This is a genomic window from Acinetobacter bereziniae LMG 1003 = CIP 70.12, assembly GCF_000368925.1.
In the GTDB taxonomy this organism is placed as follows: Bacteria; Pseudomonadota; Gammaproteobacteria; order Pseudomonadales; family Moraxellaceae; genus Acinetobacter; species Acinetobacter bereziniae.
Window position 1 is genome coordinate 1179147 of sequence record NZ_KB849756.1, and the last position, 23102, is coordinate 1202248.

Below are 23102 nucleotides of genomic sequence, written 5' to 3' on the forward strand. Positions count from 1 at the left end.
TTTAAAAAAAAATACATTTTAGTATTACATGATGCCGCTACAGCGCTCGTAAACGACCTCACATTGATCTTTTCTAAAACCGTCACGTTGGCATTGTGATAACACACTCTCACGTCCAAATTTCTTTCTAAATGTATGATCTCTACCCGTGACTTGTCCATATAATTTGGTTGTGCCCTTCGCTTGACCGACGGTAGCGCATTGGGTTTCTTGGTAAGTAAACCAAACCTCACAGTGCGTTCCACCCTTTTCCTGACAGTCTTTTACAGCTTTTGCACGGAGATCTCCACGGAATACTTTAGCGAAAGAATGTCCAACTACCCCATTACTGCCTGAAGCAATTGCTCCGACAACAGCATAAGTGTAATAAGTTGGCGCTTGATAGCCACCCCCTCCACCACCGTAATTAGGAATTGGTGCGCATCCCATGACACCCTGCCCACCCACTGGATACATACCCTGAGGACAATTACCTTCAGCCCACGCCAAATGGCTTAAACTGCTGAACATTAATAGGCTGCATATCGACAGTAAATACTTTATTTTTTGATTCAAGAATATCCACATAAGCTTCCCTCTTTTTTCATTTTAAGCATGAGCATTTTCACCCAAGATTATTTTTTGTTCAATAAATATCATGATTATTTACTTGAAATATTGACTTAAAATAATTTAAAAATTCATATTAATTTTTGATAATTAATGTCTTTTAATCATATTTAAAAAAATAATTTCATAAAAATTTTAGCTTTTTTATTTAAAATTTATTTAATTTTAAATTCATAATTATGGAAATATACGCACAATTTCTCTCATATTTTATCTCAATCTGATGAATCAAATCTCACTTAACCATTTAAGTCATTTTGCTTTTTACACCATTCATCACTTTTATAAACTGGTTTCAAAGCATCATTCAACAAATAAAAGCCCATCATCCTTTATCTTCTCCCAAAGGGAGAAGACCGTTTTAATATCTATAGGATTGATAGCTGATCATTACAGTTTGATTGTTCAAAGACGCTGTTGTCTATTCAAGTGCTTTTACCCCTTTAAGGATGTACAATAATTTTTACCGCAGATTCATTGTTATGAATCAAAGTTTCAAATCCTTGCGATACCAAATCATCTAAAGCAATGCGTTGAGTGATAAATGGTTCTAGATTAATTTTACCTTGCTCAACCAAACGTATGGTTTCTTGATGATCGTTGACATAAGCAATCGTGCCACGAATATCCAATTCTTTCATCACCACACTATGCACATTAATAGTGGCAGGATGACTCCAAATTGACACGATCACCACCACACCTGTAGGCTTCATGGCTGCAACCAAAGTATCCATGACTTTATTGACGCTACTACATTCAAATGCAACATCTACGCCTTTATCTTGAGTCAGTTTCATCACTTCTGCCACCACATCCACTTGTGATGGATCAAGCACATAGTCCACAACACCTGCTTCTAAAGCTTTTTCTTTACGTTTAGCGCTCAGTTCAGTGATGATGACTGTTAAACCTTTGGCTTTTAAAATTGCAGAAAGTAATAATCCTATGGGACCAGCACCACCGACCAAAGCAATATCACCAGCCTTTGCCCCACTTCGCACAAAAGCATGATGCCCTACAGATAAAGGTTCTATCAGTGCAGCTTGATCCAATGGAATTTTGTCAGAAATCGGATGAACCCAGCGTCGTTGTACAGCGATCTTTTCCGATAAACCACCACCCCGTCCACCTAAACCAATAAAGTTCATATTTTTTGACAAGTGATAATGATCATTGGGGCCCGTGGGTACATCATCTGCAATGATATAAGGTTCGACCACAACATGCTGCCCCACCTGAATATCCTCTACTCCCTCACCGACCGCATAGACCACACCTGAAAATTCATGCCCCATGGTCACAGGTGCAGATTCGCCAGAAATTGGATGCGGATGCCCACAAGGTGGGATAAAGATCGGACCTTCCATAAACTCATGTAAATCTGTACCACAAATGCCGCACCATGCGACTTGTATCCCCACAGTTCCGGGAAGGACTTGAGGTTCTGGAATATCCTCAATACGAATATCCCCTTTGTCATAAAAACGTGCCGCTTTCATAGAACTATTCCTTATAAAGATAATAGAAAACTTAACCAAGACATCGCCACTATCTGCATCTCATGCTTTGTTTATGTCGTTCTAACCGATCACCCAATACATCATTGAAATGTCCTCAGACTCTAACGATAAACCATGCCACCGTCAGTCAAAATTGATTGACCAGTAATATAATTTGCATCCTCACTTGCCAAAAAGGCAACCAAAGCAGCCACATCATCTGGGGTTTCAGCTCGACCTAAAGCAATGCCATCAACATATTTCTTATAAGTTTCACCTACAGATGCGCCTGTGATTTCAGCAAAGCGTTGGTCAATTTCGACCCACATATCAGTTCCCACGACTCCCGGACAATAACTGTTGACCGTAATACCTGCACTGGCATACTCCTTGGCAGCAGCTTGTGTCAATGCTCTAACAGCAAACTTCGTTGCAGAATAGACACCCAACAAAGCAAAACCTTCATGCCCTGCAATCGAGCAGGCATTGATAATTTTTCCCTGCTGTTGTCGTTGTTTAAATTTATTCGCTGCGGCTTGAATTCCCCAAAGTACACCACCCACATTGACATTCATGATTTGGTTAAACTCGCTGGGTGTAACTTCAGCTAAAGCTTTAACCTGCGCAATGCCAGCATTATTGATCATGATATCAAAACCATTTAAAGATGATTCTGTATGCGCAATAGCTTCACTAATCTGTATTGGATCAGCAATATCGGCAATAAATGTGGTGGCCTTTACACCCAATGCTTCAATTTCTTGTTGCACAGCATTTAACTTTTCTTGATGAAGATCCACCAGTGCAATATGTACGCCTTCTTGTGCCAAACGTAAGGCAATGCCTCGTCCTATTCCTTGTCCTGCACCTGTAATCAGTGCAACTTTGTTGTTTAAACCTTTAGGCATATTGTGACTCCTTAGATATGGATTGCACGTTGCATTGCCGATAAGACCGACTCATGCATCGCCTCAGATAAAGTAGGATGTGGGAAAATTACTTGCGCTAGACTTTCATCTGTAGCTTCTAAATATTTGGCAATAGCAAAGCCTTGAATATGTTCAGTAACTTCGTGCCCAACCATGTGTGCGCCCAACAACTCACCCGTTTCTTGATTAAAAATGGTTTTAACAAAGCCTGCCGTTTTACCCAACGCCAATGCCTTACCATTGGCTTGCAATGGAAACTTACCGACATGGATATTCAATCCTGTTGCTTTGGCTTTCTGTTCAGTCAAACCGATACTCGCCACTTGCGGATGGGTAAAGATACAACCAGGGATTTGAGTACGATCTAGTGCATGTACATGTTCAAGACCTGCAATTTTTTCCACACATAAAATAGCTTCATGACTAGCTTTATGTGCCAAACACGGTGCACCAGCAACATCACCGATTGCATAAACACCAGCAACATTGGTTTTGCACCATGGATCGACTTTGATAAAACCATGTTCAAACTCCATCCCCAGTGCTTCTAAACCTAAATGCTGTGTATTCGGTTGAACACCTATTGCTGAAAGCACCTTTTCGACAGTCACAACTTGCACCCCTTGTACAGTTTCAATATGGCAATGTACCAAGTCATGATCCCGTTCGATTTTTTGTACAGCAGCTTCTGTTAAAACCCTCATTCCTTGCTGTTCAAATTGCTTTTGTACATATTGAGCAACCTCAAGGTCTTCGCTGGGTAAAATCTGTTTGGCTATATCCACCAAAGTCACTTGACAGCCCAAGTCTTGATATAAGCTTGCAAACTCACTTCCAATTGCCCCAGAACCAATCACCAATAAGGATTGAGGTAATTGTGTAGGAACTAAGGCTTCTCGATAACTCCACACCTGCTCACCATCTACAGGGATATGCGCTAAGTTGGCGGCTTTAGCACCTGTTGCGACAATAATATGTGGTGCTGAAATCTGTTGTTTTTGTCCCTGCGTATCAGTCAGCTCTAACTGTTGTTTGGCAGTGAATCGTGCAGTTGCATTAAAAACTGTCACTTGATTTTTCTTCAACAACTGTCCAATACCCTGCACCAATTGCTCTGAAACTTGTCTGCTATGTCGAACCAATTGCTGAATATCAAACTCAACTGCACCCAAACGAAAACCAAATTGCTCCGAATGTTTAAACTGTTGCGCCAATCCTGCTCCACTTAACAATGCTTTCGTGGGAATACACCCCCAATTGAGGCAAATCCCACCCAAATGTTGTTTTTCAACAATTGCGGTTTTTAAGCCCAGCTGTGCTGCACGAATCGCAGCAACATAACCACCTGGACCTGCACCAATCACGATAAGATCAAATTGTGTCTCTGACATATTTAATCTCCTACACTAAAATCAATGCAGGATTTTCAACAAACTGCTTAAATGCTGCCAAGAATTGCGCCCCCAATGCACCATCAATCACACGGTGATCACAAGACAAGGTTGCGGTAACCATTTGACGAATCACAATCGAGTCTTGTTCAATGACCGCACGTTTTTCTGCTGCACCTAACGCCAATATTGCACCCTGAGGTGGATTGATAATGGCATCGAATTGCTGAATGCCGAGCATGCCTAAATTAGAAATACTGAAACTCCCCCCCTGAAATTCATCAGGCGCTAATTTTCCAGTTTTGGCACGTGTCGCCAAATCACGCATTGCATTTGAAATTTGTGCCAAAGACTTACTATCGGCCGCTTTAATAATCGGTGTGATTAATCCATTCTCGATCGCCACTGCAACTGAAATATCGGCTTGTGCAAACTGTAAAATCTGTTGATTCTTTTCATCATATTGTACGTTGACTTGCGGTACTTTCATCAAAGCAGCGGCAGCAGCTTTAATCAGCATATCGTTAATCGACAACTTCACTTGGGGGACAGTGCTATTGATTTGCTGGCGTAACGCTTGGATTGCTTCAACATTGAGATCTACAGTTAAACGGAAATGTGGTGCATTACGTTTTGCTTCCTGTAATCGTGATGCAATGGCTTTACGCATACCGTTCATGGCAATTGTGGTAGGTTTTGCTGATTGCGTTATATTGTCCTGATCGCATTTTTGTGTCTGTACAGGGTTTTCACGCTGATAAACGGCTTCTACATCTTCTTTACAGACTCGACCTCTGGTGCCTGATGCGCGACAATCATGCAGATTTATGCCCCATTGTTTAGCTAAACGGCGTGCAACAGGTGTTGCTAACACTAGACTGTCATCTGCTTTAGATTTCGCTGCTTTAGCACTGGCTTGCTGGCGAATATCTGGCCATGAGCCTCCAGCAGCTTGAACGGCTTGTTGAATATCATGGACACTGATACGCCCTTGTCGTCCTGTACCAGTAATTTTTGCCAAATTGACCTGATGCTTTTCAGCCAATTTCAAAGCATGCGGTGTCGCAAAAATCTCTTCACGCTGTTGATAACCTTGCAATACGACGGGAATTGAATAACCACCTTGAGCAATAGATTTCTGAGTATTTACAGCATTATTCTGTTCAGTCAAATTATTCGGTTGAGTCACAGTAGCGACTGTTGTTTCAACCTGAGTCGCAGATACTTTTTCTGATATTCTTTCTGATGCATTTGTATGGGATTGCTTTTCACTGACTGTCGATGTGCCCGTTAAAGATTGGGCAAAAGCATCAATTTCTGCATCTGAAACTTGTGAATCAGCACAAATCGCAATTAATCCGCCCACCAGCAAAGTATCGCCTGCTTTGGCAATGATTTTACGCAAAGTACTATCAAAGGGCGCTTCAAGCACGTTGACGATTTTGGTGGTTTCAATTTCACAAATTTCTTGTCCTTTGCTAAATGGCGTCCCCTCTTCAATCAGCCATTGCGCAATCGTCCCCTCTTCCATGGACAAACCCCATTTTGGGATTTCTAAAGTTTTGATTTCGCTCATCCTAAGCCTCCAACGTTTTACGTACAGCCTGTTCGATACGCTCTACACTTGGTAACCATTCTTTTTCCAAAACGGGTGAGAAAGGTACAGGAGAATGTGGTGGTGTCACCAACTCAATCGGTGCTTTCAAATAATGAAAACCTTTTTGCGCGATCAATGCAGCAACATCATGCCCAAAACCACAGCGCGCAGCCGACTCGTCCACAATGACCACACGACCTGTAGACGCGACTGACTCTAAAATCCCATCCTCATCCAAAGGTGAAATCGTACGTGGATCAACGACTTCAACAGAAATGCCTTCTTTTGCTAATTTATCAGCAACCTCATTGGCGCGATGTACCATTAAACTCAACGCAATAATGGTAATATCCGTCCCTTCACGTGTGTAGTTGGCTACACCAAATGGAATGCTATATGACTCGTCTGGCACTTCTCCCTTGATGTCATAAAGCAACTTATGTTCACAGAAAACCACTGGATCATCATCCCGAATGGCTTGAATCAGCAAGCCTTTCACATCATAAGCACTGGATGGTACAACCACTTTTAAACCCGGCACAGCGGCAAACACGTTGTAAGGTGATTGTGAATGTTGAGCAGCCGCAGAAAAACCTGCTCCGATCATGCCTCTTACCACTAAGGGTGCTTTGGCTTTTCCACCAAACATATAACGGAATTTAGCGGCTTGGTTATATAACATGTCATGACAAACGCCATAGAAATCCATAAACATCAGATCTGCTACAGGGCGTAAACCTGTTGCTGCGGCACCTGCTGCCATTCCAATAATGGCTGACTCAGTGATTGGCGTATCAATTACACGTTCTGAACCAAACTCAGTCCATAAACCTTTGGTGACACCCAACACACCACCAAAACCTTCAAGCTTATTGTCATCTGTGTTTTTGCCACCATGACCACCACGTACGTCTTCACCTACCACAATCACCGTGGGATCACGACGCATTTCTGATTCAATCGCTTCTTTAATCGCGTTTCGATAACTTTTATTTGGCATTGTTTTACTATTCCTTTAGTAAGAGACGTAAACGTCAGTGAGAAGTTGAGAAGCTTCTGGATAATTGGCTGCACGTGCTTTTGCTACCGCTGCATCCACATTGGCTTTTGACTCTGCATCAATCGCATCCAGTTTGGCGTCCTCTATTTTCCCTTTGACTTTTTCACGAAAAATTTTCAGTGGATCTTTATGCTCTTTGACATAATCAAGTTCTTCTTTTGAACGAATTAAGCCAGGATCACCTTCAAAGTGCCCGTAAAAACGATTGGTAATGGTTTCGATCACACTCGGACCTTCGCCACGACGTGCACGCTCAATGGCTTTTTGAGCGACTTCATAAACAGCAAAGAAATCTGTACCATCAACTTTTTCAGCAGGCATGCCAAAAGCAGCTGCACGACCCGCAATATCCTTGCTACCAACGGCATAGTCATGTGCTGTGCCTTCACCAAAACCATTGTTTTCAAAAACAAAAATAACAGGTAATTTTAAGACCACTGCCATATTCATGGCTTCAAAAGTTAAACCTTGGTTAGAGCCTCCATCACCTGTAAAAGACAAACCGATTCCACCTGTTTTTAAAGTTTTAGCAGTCAAAGCTGCACCAATTGCCAAAGGAGGTCCTCCGCCCACAATACCATTGGCGCCAAGCATGCCTTTGTCTAAGTCAGCAATATGCATTGAACCGCCCTTACCTCGACAAAGCCCATCATCTTTGCCAAAAATTTCCAACATCATCCCGTGAATATCACAGCCCTTGGCAATACAATGCCCATGCCCACGATGTGTTGAGGTAATAAAATCTTTGTCCGTCAAGTTTTCACATATTCCAACGGCTACAGCTTCTTCACCACTGTAAAGATGAATAAAGCCGGGAATATCACCTGTATTGTTTTCATCGTGCAGTCGATCCTCAAACTCACGAATATCTCGCATCCGTCGGTATGCTGCTAGCAATTGCTCTTCCGTTAATTGCATATCCTTAATCCTTAATGTTCACGTCTAGAAGTAAAAAACCAGATATTTAAAATTAAAAATCGGTATTTAAAACCTGTATATTTATATAAAATTATTTCAATAAAAATTAATATTAGACTAAAAAAAATTAGTTTAAATCCAACACTAAAAAACATTAAAAACAATGACTTGAAAATCAAAAAATATTTGTAATTTTTTATAATTTTCAAAAACTTAAAAAACCAAACCTTTAACCAACCTTTATTTTATAATATTAGTATTTTGCATATATTTATTCACAGTTAAAATATTATAAATATAGTTGACATATTAAATAAAAATGTCACTTTATATTTATTATTTCATTTAATGGACTATTTAAAATGGATTTAAAGCGTTCAATCACCACAGGTGAAAAATTACGAGGTGCTGATAAACTGGCACGTATTCCAGTTAAAATCATCACTACAGAACAAATCCCTCAGAAACCAGAATGGATTCGTGCCAAAATCAGCCATCCAGAAGAAATACAACGCATTAAAGACTTATTACGCCAACAAAAGTTGCATACTGTCTGCGAAGAAGCCGCTTGTCCCAACCTACCGCAATGCTTCGGAGGTGGAACAGCAACATTTATGATTATGGGAGACATCTGTACACGCCGATGTCCTTTTTGTGATGTTGCGCATGGTCGCCCAAATACTTTAGATCCTGATGAACCCAAACATTTGGCGGAAACTGTTAAAAACTTAAATTTGAAATATGTGGTGATTACCTCTGTAGATCGAGATGATCTTAAAGATGGTGGCGCGCAACATTTTGTCGACTGTATTCAAGAAATTCGCCAAAGTAGCCCAGATACATTGATTGAAATTTTAGTTCCTGACTTTCGTGGCAGGCTAGATCTTGCACTTGAAATTCTCAGTGAAACACCACCAGATGTATTTAATCATAATATTGAAACTGTACCACGCTTATATCGGGCAATGCGTCCAGGCTCTGACTATCAACATTCTCTTGAGTTGCTTAAAAAGTTTAAACATTTGCGTCCTGATATCGCGACTAAATGTGGTTTGATGGTGGGATTGGGAGAGGTAGAAGCAGAAGTCATTGTTCTACTCAATGATCTCAGTGATCATTTGGTTGATTATGTGACGATTGGTCAGTATTTACAGCCGTCAAAGTCCCATGCCCCCATTCACCGTTTTGTGTCGTTGAAAGAGTTTGAACATTATCAGACACATGGACAATTATTAGGATTTAAAAATATCTGGAGTGCACCTATGGTGCGTTCGAGTTACTTTGCCGATCGTCAATATAAAGGCGAGCCTGTTCCTCAGCCATTTAAACGTGAAAATATCTTAAAAAGTGGCTAAAACTCAGCATCTTTGATCAAAGTTGAATAGCTTTGGATGGGTAACTTTATTTAACATTTATGCGCAGAAAACTCATTTTAAATTGAGCCCTGACATTTTAAAGTGGATGCAGATCAAGACAAAAATACCCGAATTTTAATGCCATCATTTTGCTGGATTTAATATGTCTTAAATGTGATGTCAAAACCAAACTATACAATGAATACAACATATTAATGGCGATAACCGCGCATCATAAAGGAATATGATATGAAGCTATTGAATCAATCGCGTAATCAAACATCAACATTACAAACCACACATTTATTCAATATCGCGCCAATGAATGCTGCGCCACTTTTAAGCCTGCCCATGGAGCAGGAACAATCATTATTTCGCCGTTCAATCCAACATAACTATGCAGATTTATTGAAAATTGCAGATGACTCAGAAATGGCGATTGGGATCACTGACCATCATGGAACATTATTATGGACATGGAGTAGCCGTTCTATGCTTTCGTCCGCAGAACAAGTCCATTTTGTTGAAGGGGGTCATTGGTCAACTCAAGCTGTTGGTACCAATGCAATCGGTCTAGCGCTGAATAATCATATTTCCAGCTGTGTGTATTCTCATGAAAATCAAATGAATAGCGTACAAGATTGGGTTTGTTATGCAGCGCCAATCGTTGACCCTGTTTCTGGTCAATTTCACGGCATTATTAATTTATCCACCAAATATAAAAAACATACCTCGCTTGGTGTATTGGCTGTCGAGCGATGTGCCGAATTGGTTCAACGCGCAATCCAGTTTGAACAAAAAAATATGCTGTATCTGAAAGTTTTTGGTACACCTAAAGTACAGTTCAATCAACAACTTCTAACACTGACTCACAGACAAATTGAAATTTTGTGCATTCTCATTTTGCATCCAGATGGAATAAATTTAGATGAATTGCATTATGCACTGTATGGCGATCGTGACATCAGTGAAAAAACCTTAAAGGCAGAAATGTCACAACTCAGAACCTTGCTTCCGAATTGTATTTTATCACGTCCCTACAAACTGATTTGTGAAATTCAAACTGACTTTATCCGAGCAGAACAGTCACTCAATGCTGGTTTTCTAGCCAGCACATTTTCATTGTACAAAGGTAGTTTCCTCGCAAAATCAGAAAGTCCATTATTGACCACATGGCGAGACTGTTTCGATGCTCGCTTAAGTCATTTGATCTATCAAATGCAAGATATTGATCCATTACTCAAAATTATTCGCCATATGCCAGAACGAATTGATGCCATACAACGAGTACTGGAGTTATTGCCACAGGAAAGCCAACACCGTGATCGTTTTTTAAAACTGCTTTGACCTGACCTGTATAACATCAATATGATTCAATATGCTGTGCTAAGCGTTGAATATTAAAGCGGATTTCCTCAGGGCTATGCGCAGCATAGCCAAATAAAACTGCTGCTTTTTGAGGAGGACTTTGGCAGTAACGAGATAAAGGCTGTACAGCTAAATCAACTTCTGCGCATATTTTTAGGAAATCTTGTTCTGTCCATCCTTGATTGAGCCAACACACCAAATGAATCCCGGAATCTGTTGGCTGTACAGTCAAGACATTCGCAAGTCGTTGTTGGATTTCTGCAATAAGCACCTGCTGTCGTTCATAACAAGCTTTGCGTACTTTTCGTACATGCCTCGCATAATGCCCCTCTTGAATAAACAATGCCAAAGCAACTTGTTCCAGATAAGCGCTTCGTGTATCGGTGTAGTACTTGGCGAGACTAAATGTCTCAATCAATGCTTCTGGAACGACCATGAATCCTAAACGGAACTCTGGAAACATCATTTTTGAAAATGTTCCAGAATAAATCACTCGTTGATGTTGATCTAAACCTTGTAAAGCCTGAATAGGATGCGTGCCATATCTGAACTCGCTGTTATAATCATCCTCAAAGATCCATTTTTGCTGACTCACTGCCCATTCCAGCAACGTCAATCGGCGACTCAAACCTAAAGTTCCTCCAAGTGGAAACTGATGTGATGGTGCCGTATAAATAAGCTGACTGTCTGGATAATGTTGAATGATTTCATTGATCTTCATTCCATCATCGTCACTCGCTATTGGATTTACAGTCATGCCAAAGCTGCGGAAAATATTCAATACTGCATCATAACCAGGCTCATCCAAACAGACTTGGTCTTGCGCTTGCAATAAAGCATATGCAGCCAAATGAATCGCCTGCTGTGTGCCATTGACCACAATAATCTGCTGTTCATGGCAGTTGAGTCCTCGAGTCGAACGGACATAGTCACAAATGGCTTGGCGTAAAGGTAAATAGCCTCGACAATCATGAAACTGCCCCAACTGTCGGTAAGACTGACGCCATGCTTTTCCCAGCAACTTTCCCCAGAGTCGGTGTGGAAATAAATCAGTACAGCCCACACCGACATGAAAGATTTTCTCTCCCTGTCCAGAAACATTTTGTTTTTGCCATGCGGGCAACAAATTTGCGATGTGCGGATTAACCTTTAATTGCTGAGGAGGCTGGACTGAAGTTGAATTTGTATCCAAGGGTAAATTGATCAAATGATCAGGGATAATTTCAACAACATAGGTTCCAGAACTCGGTCTGGTCTGCAAATAACCTTCATCCAGTAAACGTTCTATCGCAGCCAGAACTGAGTTTCTAGAAATAGACATCATCTCTGCCAAAGCACGGCTTGAAGGCAGTTTGCTTCCTGCCCGCAAACGCCCATCCAAGATAGCATCACGCAAAACACGATATAAGCCATCTTTGATCTGTCCTTCTGGCAAAATCAAATGTGGAAAAACAGCTGAAGATGGTGAACGCATAAGAAAACTGGTACTGTCAAAAATATCAAAAGTGTACCTTATAAAAATACCACAATCAAAACTACACTCAATCGGACCATTCCAAATCATTGAGAAAAAAGACATCTTTTACTCAAGTGATTGGGCTCTAAACACATGATTAAAAATCTTTGGGGTTGACTTATGCACGCTCAACAGCGCCCATTTCGAGTATTTTCTTCTGATCTGATCCATCCTGTTGTCGCAGGATTGATTTCGGTGATTGTCAACTATGGTGGTACTTTTATTCTAATCTTTCAAGCTGCACAAGCAGCAGGATTAAGTGCTGAACTGACTGCTTCATGGGTTTGGTCTATTTCCATTGGTGTTGGGATTTCAGGCATTCTACTAAGTTGGATCAGTCGAGAACCGATCATTACGGCGTGGTCGACACCAGCAGCCGCCTTTTTGATTACAGCATTAGTCAGCATTCCTTATGCTGAAGCTATCGGAGCTTATCTGATTTCTGCACTGGCTTTTGTGATTTTAGGCATGACAGGATATTTTGAAAAACTGATTGCTTATATCCCTCCAAGTATTTGTTCAGGTCTGCTCGCTGGAATTTTATTACAATTCGGCATTTCTGCATTTTCCAATATCAGTATTGATCCCGTCTTAGCGATCAGTATGCTATTTGTTTACATGCTGACTAAACGAATTTCTGCTCGCTATGCTGTTGTCAGTGTACTTGGGCTAGGTTTGATATTTTTAATTTTACAATCCCGTATTGACTTCTCAGCATTTGAACTGCAATTGGCTGCGCCTGTCTTTACCGTACCTGCATTTTCAGTCAATGCACTTTTGAGTGTGGCACTGCCTTTATTTTTAATCACACTCACAGGTCAATATATGCCGGGCATCTTGGTACTTAGAAATGATGGTTATCAAACCAGTTTAAAACCGATATTTACGATCACTGGTTTGGGCTCTTTTTTAATGGCTCCTTTTGGTTCTCATGCATTTAATCTTGCCGCAATCACTGCAGCGATTTGTACAGGGAAAGCATCTCATACTGATCCGTCTAAACGCTGGATTGCAGGTATTGCTGCAGGTATATTTTATATTTTGGTTGGAATATTTGGGCTAACGCTTGCAAGCCTCTTTAGTGCTTTCCCGAGTGTTTTTATTGCAACGTTGGCTGGACTTGCTTTACTGGGAACGATTGCAGGAAGTTTGGCAAATGCAATGCATGATCAGGACACACGGGAGTCTGCACTGATCACCTTTTTAGCCACTGCTGCAAATATTCATCTGTTGGGCATTGGAGGGGCTTTTTGGGGACTAGTCATTGGATTAATGTCCTATGTGATCTTAAATGGAAAATTTAAAAGATAAACCATTGTTTTACCATTACACTTTTATCGTGCCCACTATTTGCCATAGTTGTGATTTAGACATTATGGAATTCTATGACATACCTGACTAAAACAAGGGAGACTAAGACTCCCTTTTTTAGGTCTCAAAGCAACTGGTACTCTCAAAAAGATCAAAACTGTATCTTATGAAGATACCACAATAAAATTACACTACTTTCTCTGCTTTCAAACTTATACCGACTGGAGAATACCTGTGGAAAATTTATCAATTCAAATTGTACCTGTCACCCAAGTGGACTACACACAGTGGTTAGGGTATTGGTTAGCCTATCAAGAATTTTATCAAGTCAGTTTATCAAGTGCAGTCACTCAAACCACATGGCAACGTTTTTTTTCTGATGCCGAACCTGTTTATTGTGCTGTAGCAAAACATGGAGACACTGTATTTGGCTTCGTTCACTATGTCATTCACCGCTCGACATGGGCTGAGCAGGATTATTGTTATCTTGAAGATCTCTATGTTTCACCAAAATCCAGAGGTCAACAGATCGGTAAACCCCTAATTGAAAATTTTTACCTAAAAACTAAATAATCCCGTTGTATACGGCCGTATCGGAACCCTCAACAGGGTAAACATATCGTTCATAAACTGTATTTTTGGGTGGCAGTGTGCCTTGGAGTTATTGAGTACCGTATGCTTTTTATTTCTTTTATAATGCTTTCTGTTCAATTAAGACATGAATCAGTTCAAAACTAATCAGTCTATTTTCATCCTTCCCTCACTGACTTACGATATTTAAATTATCGACGAAGCTGTAATTGGTCTTGCGGCAATCGTTCATGCGGGCTGCGGTAAGCTCCGGGTGCTCCACCATCAATATATATTCATCGATCATGACTTAATAAATTTAGGCGTTTTCTAGGTGGTTTGCGCATCTATAATTAGTACTGCCAAGCTTTTTCGCGAATGTGCAAAGTTCTCGCCGAGTGCGATGATCCACTATTCATACAGGAGTTTCGACAATAGGCTGTCGTAGAGCGAGGGGATCAACCGCTATCCTCGCTAAATATGGAGACAACCGTGTAGCCTAGCAGGGTAGCCAGGCATTAGCATTCACAAAGGAGCAGATACATGACAGGCCCATATCCCTTGTCTGACTAACCTGACGGGTTCTGGGTATACGCTCCCATCAAGGTTTGTCCTGGGGCTCAGTTGCAAACATCCTATCCATAAATAAGGTACTTTGTAGAAGCCCTAACTGTGTGATTCGGTTATTCATCGTGCTGCTTTGGTTTGCTCTAAACACTATACGTTTGTCGCTTTAAAAATCTAATGGCTCACTGTTGAGTAATCACAATCAGCGTTTTGACAGCCAGTCGTCAAAGGTTGATTCCGACTCACTGAATTCTAAATTGTGCAAATTTAATGTAGGATCAGCACTAAACATCTGGATACTCCAGTGAAAAGCGTGGTCCTTAGTCCCCTAACTGTAAAATCCATTAATGTTGATTAGTTCTCCAAGACAATCTCGGTTGTCACGAGGGTGATAATCGTACTTCATGATCTAGGAATGAGGTTTCAATATGCTCGATGCGACCACGCTAGAACGCAGGATGTCTTGTGGAAAATTGCATCCAAGTAAGATGTTGGGCTTTTGCCGCGCGAAAGTGGATCAGTATACTTGGAGTTGCAATGATACAATGTTGAGTCACTTGTTGATGATTTCATCTGAAAGGTTGATATTCGAGATTAGGCCATGAGCGTAAGTCGCCAACTAAACGAGATCAACATTCTACTTTATTTACAAGGCGTGTCAGTACTGCCGCTCTGAGTTAAAAAACAGCTGAGCTACCTCGTTGTGAGCGACGCGGTGATCGCGGAATTGGTGCTCTAACTACAAGCGTTTTTGCAGTTTACCCAACCTGAACATTTACAACTCAAAGCTTCCGTTTATGTGCCATAAAAATAGAGTATTCCAACAGCGCAGATATTTAATTTGGAGATATCTGGCGTTCATCTTTTCGGCCTGAAATGTGAACTGCGCATATGTGCTTAGCGGTTTCTGCTAAAAAAGAAGGCGCTTTACTAAATCGTTGCGTTATATGTTACCTTTTAATTAGTAAGTTCACATACACGTACCTATCAACTTTCGATAAACAGATCGATTCGACAAAAAGGCTGTCGTACTTTTCAACTAGCAATCTCTTCCAAGTACAACAAAATCCAACAAAATCACAGCTATAGATAATATAACCCAGCAAAACCGTGTACTATGATCTGTTTAAAGTTGAAATACCGCTTGTAGTCAACAGTTTTTTACCAAAAATTGAATTACATCTGTTAGGCTTTTCAACTGAATTAACCCTGTGCTGTTACTTATTAAAGTTTGAAGATTGCTGATTTCACTTACATTTTTCACATATCAATTTTGTTTTCTCATCGGACGATCATAAGAAATACAGTACATAATGTTGCAGAGAATAATGGGAAGATCAATCGAACGATAAATTTCCGAAAGAAAATCCGGCTCAATCTTATAGCCTTTGACTTGGCGAATTGGATTTCGTTTCCTTAGAATGTACTTTTGAAGAAGCGAAATGAAGCTTGAATTTGGCAATTCTTGGGGGAATGAGGCGAAAATTTATGAGTCATCGTCGTTAGATGATACAGCGACGGTTACAGGCACAACAGTAAAAAGAAAAATTGATCAGTACGTTGTTCTTTTATACGTCTACACAACGAAGTGTAATGATCAGAATTACAAAGATTATGATTAAAAGTTGAATTATTCTGAGCGCTAACCTTGTAGGTATCCGGATTACCGCAGGCGGCTCTACGACTGTTGCTAATTAAAGTTTGCAAGTGCGGTCTTTAACTTTATGACATGACTATAAAGCATTAGTATATTTGAATCACTTTTATGCAGGGAAAGTGTCTTTAACTCAATGCGAGCATAGACTTGATGCAGTTGGTGAATCATCTGTAGGAATATTGTACTTAGAGTTATTGTCTGATTGAGTAAAACAGGGAGGTCTTGTTGATATATATAGGAGCGATCGATTTTAGTATTGAACTATATAATTATATAAACGAGTTGGAAGTTTTGATCAGTTTTTGACCCAAATGTACGTTTCAACACAGCAGGTGCCTAAGCATTTACTCAATAGGGCTTTATTGGTTTGGCTGCAAACTCGTCCGACACAATCCTTTGGGACATAACAGAATCATTGTCTTGATATTTTTCATTAATTATAAAGTATCTGGTTTGCTTCTATATATAAAATTTATATATCATCTCACAACTGCTATTATCTTTATAATTAAAATCAAAAAGACATAAATTAATGGGGTGAGCAGAGTGGTTGTCAATTGTATACAGATCATTGATGGCTCGAAATTCGCTCATACCTTCCCTTTAAAAATAACAGGTTATAATAACGTAAATATAAAACTCATTCTTTACGACAAGGGTCCGTTTCTTGCGACACTAACAATTAAAAGGGGTTTCGAACATGAATGTATTATATGATAATTATTTTCTATATGTATGGTAAGCTGGTTTATCTGTTTTCCTCTAGTTTTTTTCCGAACTTTGGCGATCTAGTTTACTGGTATATCTTCAATCATGGTCATATCAACAATTACTTAGACTTGGACGGAATTAGATAGCATCTATTACTAACATGATTTTTAACTTACGGGCCACGGATGCAAGGATAAGTATTCAATTATGCGACTAAACAATAGACGCTAACTTCAAAAGGCAGTGTACTCAACATTCAACCTCAATCAGTCAATTTCAGTGAGAATCTCCCAGCACGTGTACAAGCATTCCGTACGGCTGAAATTCGCCCCCAAGTCGGTGGTATTATTGAAAAAGTGTTATTCACTCAAGGCAGTGAAGTAAAGGCAGGACAAGCACTCTATAAAATTAATTCGGAAACATTCCAAGCGGATGTAAACAGCAATCGTGCATCGCTCAATAAAGCAGAAGCGGAAGTGGCACGTTTAAAAGTCCAGTTAGAACGCTATCAACAATTGCTACCGAGCAATGCCATCAGTAAGCAAGAAGTCAGTAATGCTCAAGCAGAATATCGACAGGCACTTGCAGATGTAGCACAAATGAAAGCCTTACTCACACGTCAAAATCTCAATTTACAATATGCCACTGTTCGCGCACCGATTTCAGGTCGAATCGGACAATCCTTTGTCACTGAAGGAGCCTTGGTTGGTCAAGGTGATAGCAATAAAATGGCTACAGTACAGCAGATTGATAAAGTCTATGTCGATATTAAACAGTCGATCAGTGAATATGAACGCTTACAAACTGCATTGCAAAATGGTGAACTGTCTGCAAATGATCAAAAGACTTTCCGAATTTCCAACAGTCATGGTCAACCCTATAACGTTACAGCAAGAATGTTGTTTGAAGACATCAATGTAGATCCTGAAACAGGTGATGTCACTATTCGTATCGAGGTCAATAATCCTGAAAGAAAATTACTCCCTGGCATGTATGTTCGTGTAGACATTAACCGCGCTTCTGTTCCACAAGCTTTACTGATTCCTGCTCAAGCCATTCAACGTAATATCAACGGCGAACCGCAAGTCTATGTGATAAACGCCAAAGGTACAGCTGATATTCGCCCAATCGAGCTGGGACAACAATATGAGCAATATTACATTGCCAATAAAGGTTTAAAAGCCGGAGATAAAGTGGTGGTTGAGGGTATTGAGCGTATCCAACCTAACCAAAAACTTGAGCTAAGCGTATGGAAAGTTCCTGTCAATACAACAGCGAATACCTCTGTACATGCCGAATCAGCTGCAACACAAGGAGCTCAATGATGATGTCACAATTTTTCATACGCCGCCCTGTGTTTGCATGGGTGATAGCGATTTTCATTATTCTATTTGGGGTACTGAGTATTCCTAAATTGCCGATTGCACGCTTTCCAAGTGTTGCTCCGCCGCAAGTCAATATCAGTGCGACCTACCCAGGGGCTACTGCCCAAACCATCAATGATAGTGTCGTCACTTTGATTGAGCGAGAATTATCGGGGGTCAAGAACCTGCTTTACTATAGTTCAACAACCGATACTTCGGGTACAGCTGAAATTTCTGCAACGTTCAAACCGGGTACTGACGTTGAAATGGCTCAAGTGGATGTACAGAACAAAATCAAGGCGGTGGAAGCGCGGTTACCACAAGTTGTTCGTCAACAAGGTTTACAAGTAGAAGCTTCTTCATCAGGCTTTTTAATGCTGGTCGGTATCAACTCACCCAATGGACAATACTCAGAAGTTGATTTGAGTGATTATCTGGTACGTAATGTGGTTGAAGAACTCAAGCGTGTTGAAGGTGTTGGTAAAGTTCAATCTTTTGGTGCTGAAAAAGCCATGCGAATCTGGGTTGATCCAAATAAATTAATTTCTTATGGTTTATCGATCAGCGATGTAAATACGGCAATTCGTGAAAACAATATTGAAATTGCACCGGGACGCCTTGGAGATCTTCCAGCGACAAAAGGACAATTGATTACCGTTCCTTTGTCAGCTCAAGGTCAATTGGGCAATGTAGAGCAATTTAAAAATATCAGTTTAAAAAGTAAAACCAGTGGTAGCGTGATTAAGCTTTCAGATGTTGCAGAGGTTGAAATGGGTTCACAAGCCTACAACTTTGCCATTTTAGAAGATGGTCAACCTGCTACAGCAGCTGCAATTCAGCTCAGCCCAGGGGCGAATGCAGTCAAAACTGCTGAAGGTGTAAGAGCCAAAATTGAAGAATTAAAATTGAATTTACCTGAAGGTATGCAGTATAGCATCCCGTATGACACTGCACCTTTTGTTAAAATTTCGATTGAAAAAGTGATTCATACATTACTTGAAGCCATGGTTTTGGTGTTTATTGTGATGTATTTATTCTTACACAATGTCCGTTATACCTTGATTCCAGCCATCGTTGCACCTATTGCCCTACTCGGGACTTTCGCAGTGATGCTCCTTTTGGGCTTTTCCATCAACGTTTTGACCATGTTCGGGATGGTGCTTGCTATCGGGATTATTGTCGATGATGCAATTGTGGTGGTTGAAAATGTCGAACGGATTATGGCGACAGAAGGCTTGCCACCCAAAGAAGCTACCTCTAAAGCAATGAAAGAAATCACCAGCCCAATCATTGGGATAACACTGGTGCTAGCTGCGGTATTTTTACCAATGGCCTTTGCCAGTGGCTCTGTCGGTATTATCTATCAGCAATTTACACTGACCATGTCTGTGTCGATTTTATTCTCTGCACTCTTGGCATTGATCTTAACACCTGCCCTATGTGCCACGATTCTAAAACCAATTGATGGTCACCATCAAAAGAAAGGCTTTTTTGCATGGTTTGATCGGAGTTTTGATAAAGTCACCAAAAAATATGAATTACTGTTACTCAAAGTCATTAAACATACCATTCCAATGATGGTGATCTTTGTGGTGATCACAGCAATCACCTTTGCAGGCATGAAATATTGGCCTACCGCATTTATGCCAGAAGAAGATCAAGGCTGGTTTCTGACCTCCTTCCAACTTCCTTCAGATGCAACAGCAGAACGTACTCGCAACGTTGTCAATGAATTTGAACAGCATCTAAAAGACAATCCCAATGTAAAAAGCAATACAGCAATCTTAGGTTGGGGCTTTAGTGGTGCTGGTCAAAACGTTGCGATGGCATTTACTACGCTTACTGATTTCAAAGACCGTACTTCTACGGCAACAGAGATGACCAATTCAGTCAATGCTTTCATGGCGAATAGCAAAGAAGGCGCAACCATGGCGGTGCTACCTCCTGCCATTGATGAATTAGGTACGTTTTCAGGTTTTAGTTTACGTTTACAAGACCGTGGAAATTTAGGTATGCCTGCATTACTGGCAGCTCAAGATGAGCTGATGGCAATGGCAGCCAAAAATAAAAAGTTCTATATGGTCTGGAACGAAGGTTTACCGCAAGGGGACAATATTTCTTTAAAAATTGATCGTGAGAAACTCAATGCTTTGGGCGTGAAGTTTTCTGATGTCTCTGACATTATTTCAACCTCAATGGGTTCAATGTATATCAATGACTTTCCTAATCAAGGACGGATGCAACAAGTCATTGTTCAAGTGGATGCTAAATCACGGATGCAATTAAAAGATATTTTAAGTCTCAAGGTAGCAGGCTCAAGCGGACAATTGGTTTCTCTGTCTGAAGTGGTCACACCTCAATGGAGTAAAGCACCGCAACAATATAATCGCTATAACGGACGACCATCTTTAAGTATTGCAGGTATTCCAAACTTCGACACTTCCTCAGGTGATGCAATGCGAGAAATGGAACAATTGATTGCTAAATTGCCCAAAGGTATAGGCTATGAATGGACGGGTATTTCTTTACAGGAAAAACAAACCGAGTCTCAAATGGCATTTTTACTGGTACTTTCAATGTTGGTCGTGTTCCTTGTATTGGCTGCACTTTATGAAAGTTGGACGATCCCGCTTTCTGTCATGTTGGTGGTTCCTTTGGGCATTTTTGGAGCAATTGTTGCGATCATGTCGAGAGGTATGATGAATGATGTGTTCTTTAAAATTGGCTTAATCACCATTATCGGTTTGTCGGCAAAGAATGCCATTTTGATTGTTGAATTTGCCAAGATGCTCAAAGAAGAAGGCATGAGTTTAATTGAAGCCACAGTTGCAGCAGCTAAACTCCGTTTACGCCCTATTCTGATGACTTCACTGGCGTTTACCTGTGGTGTGATTCCTTTGGTGATTGCATCAGGTGCAAGTTCTGAAACTCAACATGCATTAGGAACAGGTGTATTTGGAGGCATGATTTCTGCGACGATTTTAGCGATTTTCTTTGTCCCGGTATTTTTTATTTTTGTCTTAGGCGCAGTAGAAAAAATATTCTCTGCAAAATCACCATCAAAACAAGACCCGCAACTTTAATACAGCACAATAGATCAGAAGAAAACTGATGTTTTCCTCTGATCTTGCTGATGTTTTCACCTTTTATAAATGGGTAAAAATCATGCCTAAATCAACACTCCTATTGCGTGGATTGATTGCCTCCACACTATCCATTGCTTTGACCGCTTGTATGAATTTACAAGCACCAAAGCCTGTCATTCAATCTAATATTCCTGAAAATTTTACTCAAAATTCTGCTCTAAATCGCTCAGAAATCTCAATTGCCCATCAAGGCTATTCAGATTTCTTTTCGGATACCCGTTTATTGCAAGTCATTGAAATGAGCTTAGCGCATAACCGTGATTTGCATACAGCAACGCTCAATATTCAACGAGCGCAGCAACAATATCAAATCACTAAAAATGATCAACTTCCGACAATCGGTGCCAATGGCAGTGCGCTTAGACAAGTCAACCCAACGGTTAATCCCAATAATCCTTATTCATCATTCCAAGTCGGACTGGGCATCACAGCCTATGAAGTTGATTTTTGGGGACGTGTAAAAAGCTTAAAAGATGTGGCTTTAAATCAGTATCTTGCCACTCAAAGTGCGCAACAATCCACCCAAATTAGCTTAGTCAGTCAAGTGACTCAAGCTTGGTTAGATTATGCTTTTGCACAATCTAATTTGAGCTTAGCCAAGCAAACACTAATCGCCCAACAGGATTCTTACCATCTGAATAAAAAGCGATTTGATGTAGGGATTGAGAGTGAAGTTCCTTTACGTCAAGCCCAGATTTCTGTGGAAACAGCTCGAAATGATGTTGCCACCTATAAAACGCAAGTCGCACAAGCCCAAAATCTGCTGAACTTATTGGCAGGACAAAGCGTTCCTCAAAGCCTACTCCCCAATCAAGCAGTTGAACGTATCAGTACACAAGCTACTTTTGCTACGGGTTTGAGCAGTGATTTACTCAATAATCGACCTGATATCAAAGCTGCCGAATACCAACTTCTTGCCGCAGGTGCCAATGTGGGGGTGGCAAAAGCAAGACTGTTCCCCACGATTAGCTTAACGGGTTCTACTGGCTATGCTTCAACAGATCTTCAAAATTTATTTAAATCAGGTGGCTTTGTTTGGTCAATTGGACCTAGTCTGGATCTACCCATTTTTGATTGGGGGACTCGAAAAGCCAATATAAAAATTTCTGAAACAGATCAAATGATTGCACTTGCAGATTATGAAAAAGCCATTCAATCAGCATTTCGTGAAGTTAACGATGCTTTAGCAGCACATGCTCATCTAGACGAACGTTTAGATGCGCAACGTCGACTTGTCTCGGCAACGCAAACCACTTATCGACTTTCTTCGGCTCGCTTTAAAGCAGGAATCGACAATTATCTTTCAGTTTTGGATGCTCAACGTTCTGCTTATACTGCTCAACAAGGTCTACTCACATTAGAGCAAAGCAAATTGAACAATCAAATTGAATTATATAAAGCTTTGGGTGGAGGATTAGATCAAAAATAAAAAATGTTGGCTCAAGTAAAGTACGAAAATTAAGTACTAGAACGATACTTTCGCCATAAAAAATTCGGTATGGCTCAAGCCTTATTTTATTAATAAGGCTTG

At 40.5% G+C, this 23102-nt stretch carries 13 protein-coding genes and 2 pseudogenes; 7 read left to right on the forward strand and 8 right to left on the reverse strand.

What is annotated here, in order from left to right:
* Nucleotides 1-24 precede the first annotated feature (24 nt).
* The 7 genes from F938_RS15435 to F938_RS15465 form a co-directional block, all read right to left on the reverse strand.
* The gene (locus F938_RS15435) at nt 25-510 is read right to left on the reverse strand and encodes a DUF4189 domain-containing protein (RefSeq protein ID WP_010590958.1); all 486 of its coding nucleotides are present in this window, start codon (nt 508-510) and stop codon (nt 25-27) included.
* 542 nt (nt 511-1052) lie between these two features.
* Complete coding sequence (locus tag F938_RS15440) at nt 1053-2111, reverse strand: 2,3-butanediol dehydrogenase (protein ID WP_005033205.1); 1059 nt, start codon at nt 2109-2111, stop codon at nt 1053-1055.
* A gap of 122 nt (nt 2112-2233) precedes the next feature.
* On the reverse strand, nt 2234-3019 hold the full coding sequence (locus F938_RS15445) for an acetoin reductase (RefSeq protein ID WP_005033207.1): 786 nt from the start codon (nt 3017-3019) through the stop codon (nt 2234-2236).
* 11 nt (nt 3020-3030) lie between these two features.
* A complete protein-coding gene (gene lpdA, locus F938_RS15450; RefSeq protein ID WP_005033210.1) occupies nt 3031-4431 on the reverse strand; it encodes a dihydrolipoyl dehydrogenase in 1401 nt (466 codons plus the stop codon).
* A gap of 10 nt (nt 4432-4441) precedes the next feature.
* The gene (locus F938_RS15455; protein WP_005033212.1) at nt 4442-6007 is read right to left on the reverse strand and encodes a 2-oxo acid dehydrogenase subunit E2; all 1566 of its coding nucleotides are present in this window, start codon (nt 6005-6007) and stop codon (nt 4442-4444) included.
* 1 nt (nt 6008) lies between these two features.
* Complete coding sequence (locus tag F938_RS15460; RefSeq protein WP_004829597.1) at nt 6009-7028, reverse strand: alpha-ketoacid dehydrogenase subunit beta; 1020 nt, start codon at nt 7026-7028, stop codon at nt 6009-6011.
* Between the two features lie 15 nt (nt 7029-7043).
* A complete protein-coding gene (locus tag F938_RS15465) occupies nt 7044-8006 on the reverse strand; it encodes a thiamine pyrophosphate-dependent dehydrogenase E1 component subunit alpha (RefSeq protein ID WP_004829598.1) in 963 nt (320 codons plus the stop codon).
* Between the two features lie 362 nt (nt 8007-8368).
* Between F938_RS15465 and lipA the strand changes: the two genes are divergently transcribed.
* Together lipA and F938_RS15475 are read left to right on the forward strand one after the other, a co-directional pair.
* Complete coding sequence (gene lipA, locus F938_RS15470; RefSeq protein WP_004829599.1) at nt 8369-9361, forward strand: lipoyl synthase; 993 nt, start codon at nt 8369-8371, stop codon at nt 9359-9361.
* 249 nt (nt 9362-9610) lie between these two features.
* On the forward strand, nt 9611-10708 hold the full coding sequence (locus tag F938_RS15475) for a helix-turn-helix domain-containing protein (protein ID WP_004829600.1): 1098 nt from the start codon (nt 9611-9613) through the stop codon (nt 10706-10708).
* A gap of 16 nt (nt 10709-10724) precedes the next feature.
* Here the strand turns inward: F938_RS15475 and pdxR are convergent, their stop codons facing one another.
* Nucleotides 10725-12203: a MocR-like pyridoxine biosynthesis transcription factor PdxR gene (gene pdxR / locus F938_RS15480; RefSeq protein ID WP_026040299.1), complete on the reverse strand. Its 1479-nt coding sequence runs from the start codon at nt 12201-12203 to the stop codon at nt 10725-10727.
* 162 nt (nt 12204-12365) lie between these two features.
* Between pdxR and F938_RS15485 the strand changes: the two genes are divergently transcribed.
* The 5 genes and pseudogenes from F938_RS15485 (at nt 12366) to adeC (ending at nt 23000) form a co-directional block, all read left to right on the forward strand.
* Nucleotides 12366-13556, forward strand: coding sequence for a benzoate/H(+) symporter BenE family transporter (locus F938_RS15485; protein ID WP_005033217.1), 1191 nt, complete (start codon nt 12366-12368; stop codon nt 13554-13556).
* A gap of 234 nt (nt 13557-13790) precedes the next feature.
* Nucleotides 13791-14294, forward strand: a pseudogene (locus tag F938_RS15490) (N-acetyltransferase family protein).
* 3018 nt (nt 14295-17312) lie between these two features.
* Nucleotides 17313-18386: pseudogene (locus F938_RS15500) on the forward strand (efflux RND transporter periplasmic adaptor subunit); the annotation flags it as partial.
* Entirely contained in the window at nt 18386-21508 is a 3123-nt protein-coding gene (locus F938_RS15505; protein WP_005033224.1) for an efflux RND transporter permease subunit, read from the forward strand. The pseudogene F938_RS15500 and the gene F938_RS15505, both read left to right, overlap by 1 nt.
* Nucleotides 21509-21590: 82 nt before the next feature.
* Nucleotides 21591-23000, forward strand: a complete 1410-nt coding sequence (gene adeC / locus F938_RS15510; RefSeq protein WP_026040293.1) for an AdeC/AdeK/OprM family multidrug efflux complex outer membrane factor — start codon at nt 21591-21593, stop codon at nt 22998-23000.
* Nucleotides 23001-23102 lie beyond the last annotated feature (102 nt).

What these genes read in the sequence shown, in the direction of transcription:
- adeC (WP_026040293.1), top strand. Translation starts at nt 21,591, where the DNA reads ATGCCTAAATCAACACTCCTATTGCGTGGATTGATTGCCTCCACACTA.
- F938_RS15455 (WP_005033212.1), bottom strand. Translation starts at nt 6,007, where the DNA reads ATGAGCGAAATCAAAACTTTAGAAATCCCAAAATGGGGTTTGTCCATG.
- lpdA (WP_005033210.1), bottom strand. Translation starts at nt 4,431, where the DNA reads ATGTCAGAGACACAATTTGATCTTATCGTGATTGGTGCAGGTCCAGGT.
- F938_RS15435 (WP_010590958.1), bottom strand. Translation starts at nt 510, where the DNA reads ATGTTCAGCAGTTTAAGCCATTTGGCGTGGGCTGAAGGTAATTGTCCT.
- F938_RS15505 (WP_005033224.1), top strand. Translation starts at nt 18,386, where the DNA reads ATGATGTCACAATTTTTCATACGCCGCCCTGTGTTTGCATGGGTGATA.
- lipA (WP_004829599.1), top strand. Translation starts at nt 8,369, where the DNA reads ATGGATTTAAAGCGTTCAATCACCACAGGTGAAAAATTACGAGGTGCT.
- F938_RS15460 (WP_004829597.1), bottom strand. Translation starts at nt 7,028, where the DNA reads ATGCCAAATAAAAGTTATCGAAACGCGATTAAAGAAGCGATTGAATCA.
- F938_RS15475 (WP_004829600.1), top strand. Translation starts at nt 9,611, where the DNA reads ATGAAGCTATTGAATCAATCGCGTAATCAAACATCAACATTACAAACC.
- F938_RS15445 (WP_005033207.1), bottom strand. Translation starts at nt 3,019, where the DNA reads ATGCCTAAAGGTTTAAACAACAAAGTTGCACTGATTACAGGTGCAGGA.
- F938_RS15485 (WP_005033217.1), top strand. Translation starts at nt 12,366, where the DNA reads ATGCACGCTCAACAGCGCCCATTTCGAGTATTTTCTTCTGATCTGATC.
- pdxR (WP_026040299.1), bottom strand. Translation starts at nt 12,203, where the DNA reads ATGCGTTCACCATCTTCAGCTGTTTTTCCACATTTGATTTTGCCAGAA.
- F938_RS15465 (WP_004829598.1), bottom strand. Translation starts at nt 8,006, where the DNA reads ATGCAATTAACGGAAGAGCAATTGCTAGCAGCATACCGACGGATGCGA.
- F938_RS15440 (WP_005033205.1), bottom strand. Translation starts at nt 2,111, where the DNA reads ATGAAAGCGGCACGTTTTTATGACAAAGGGGATATTCGTATTGAGGAT.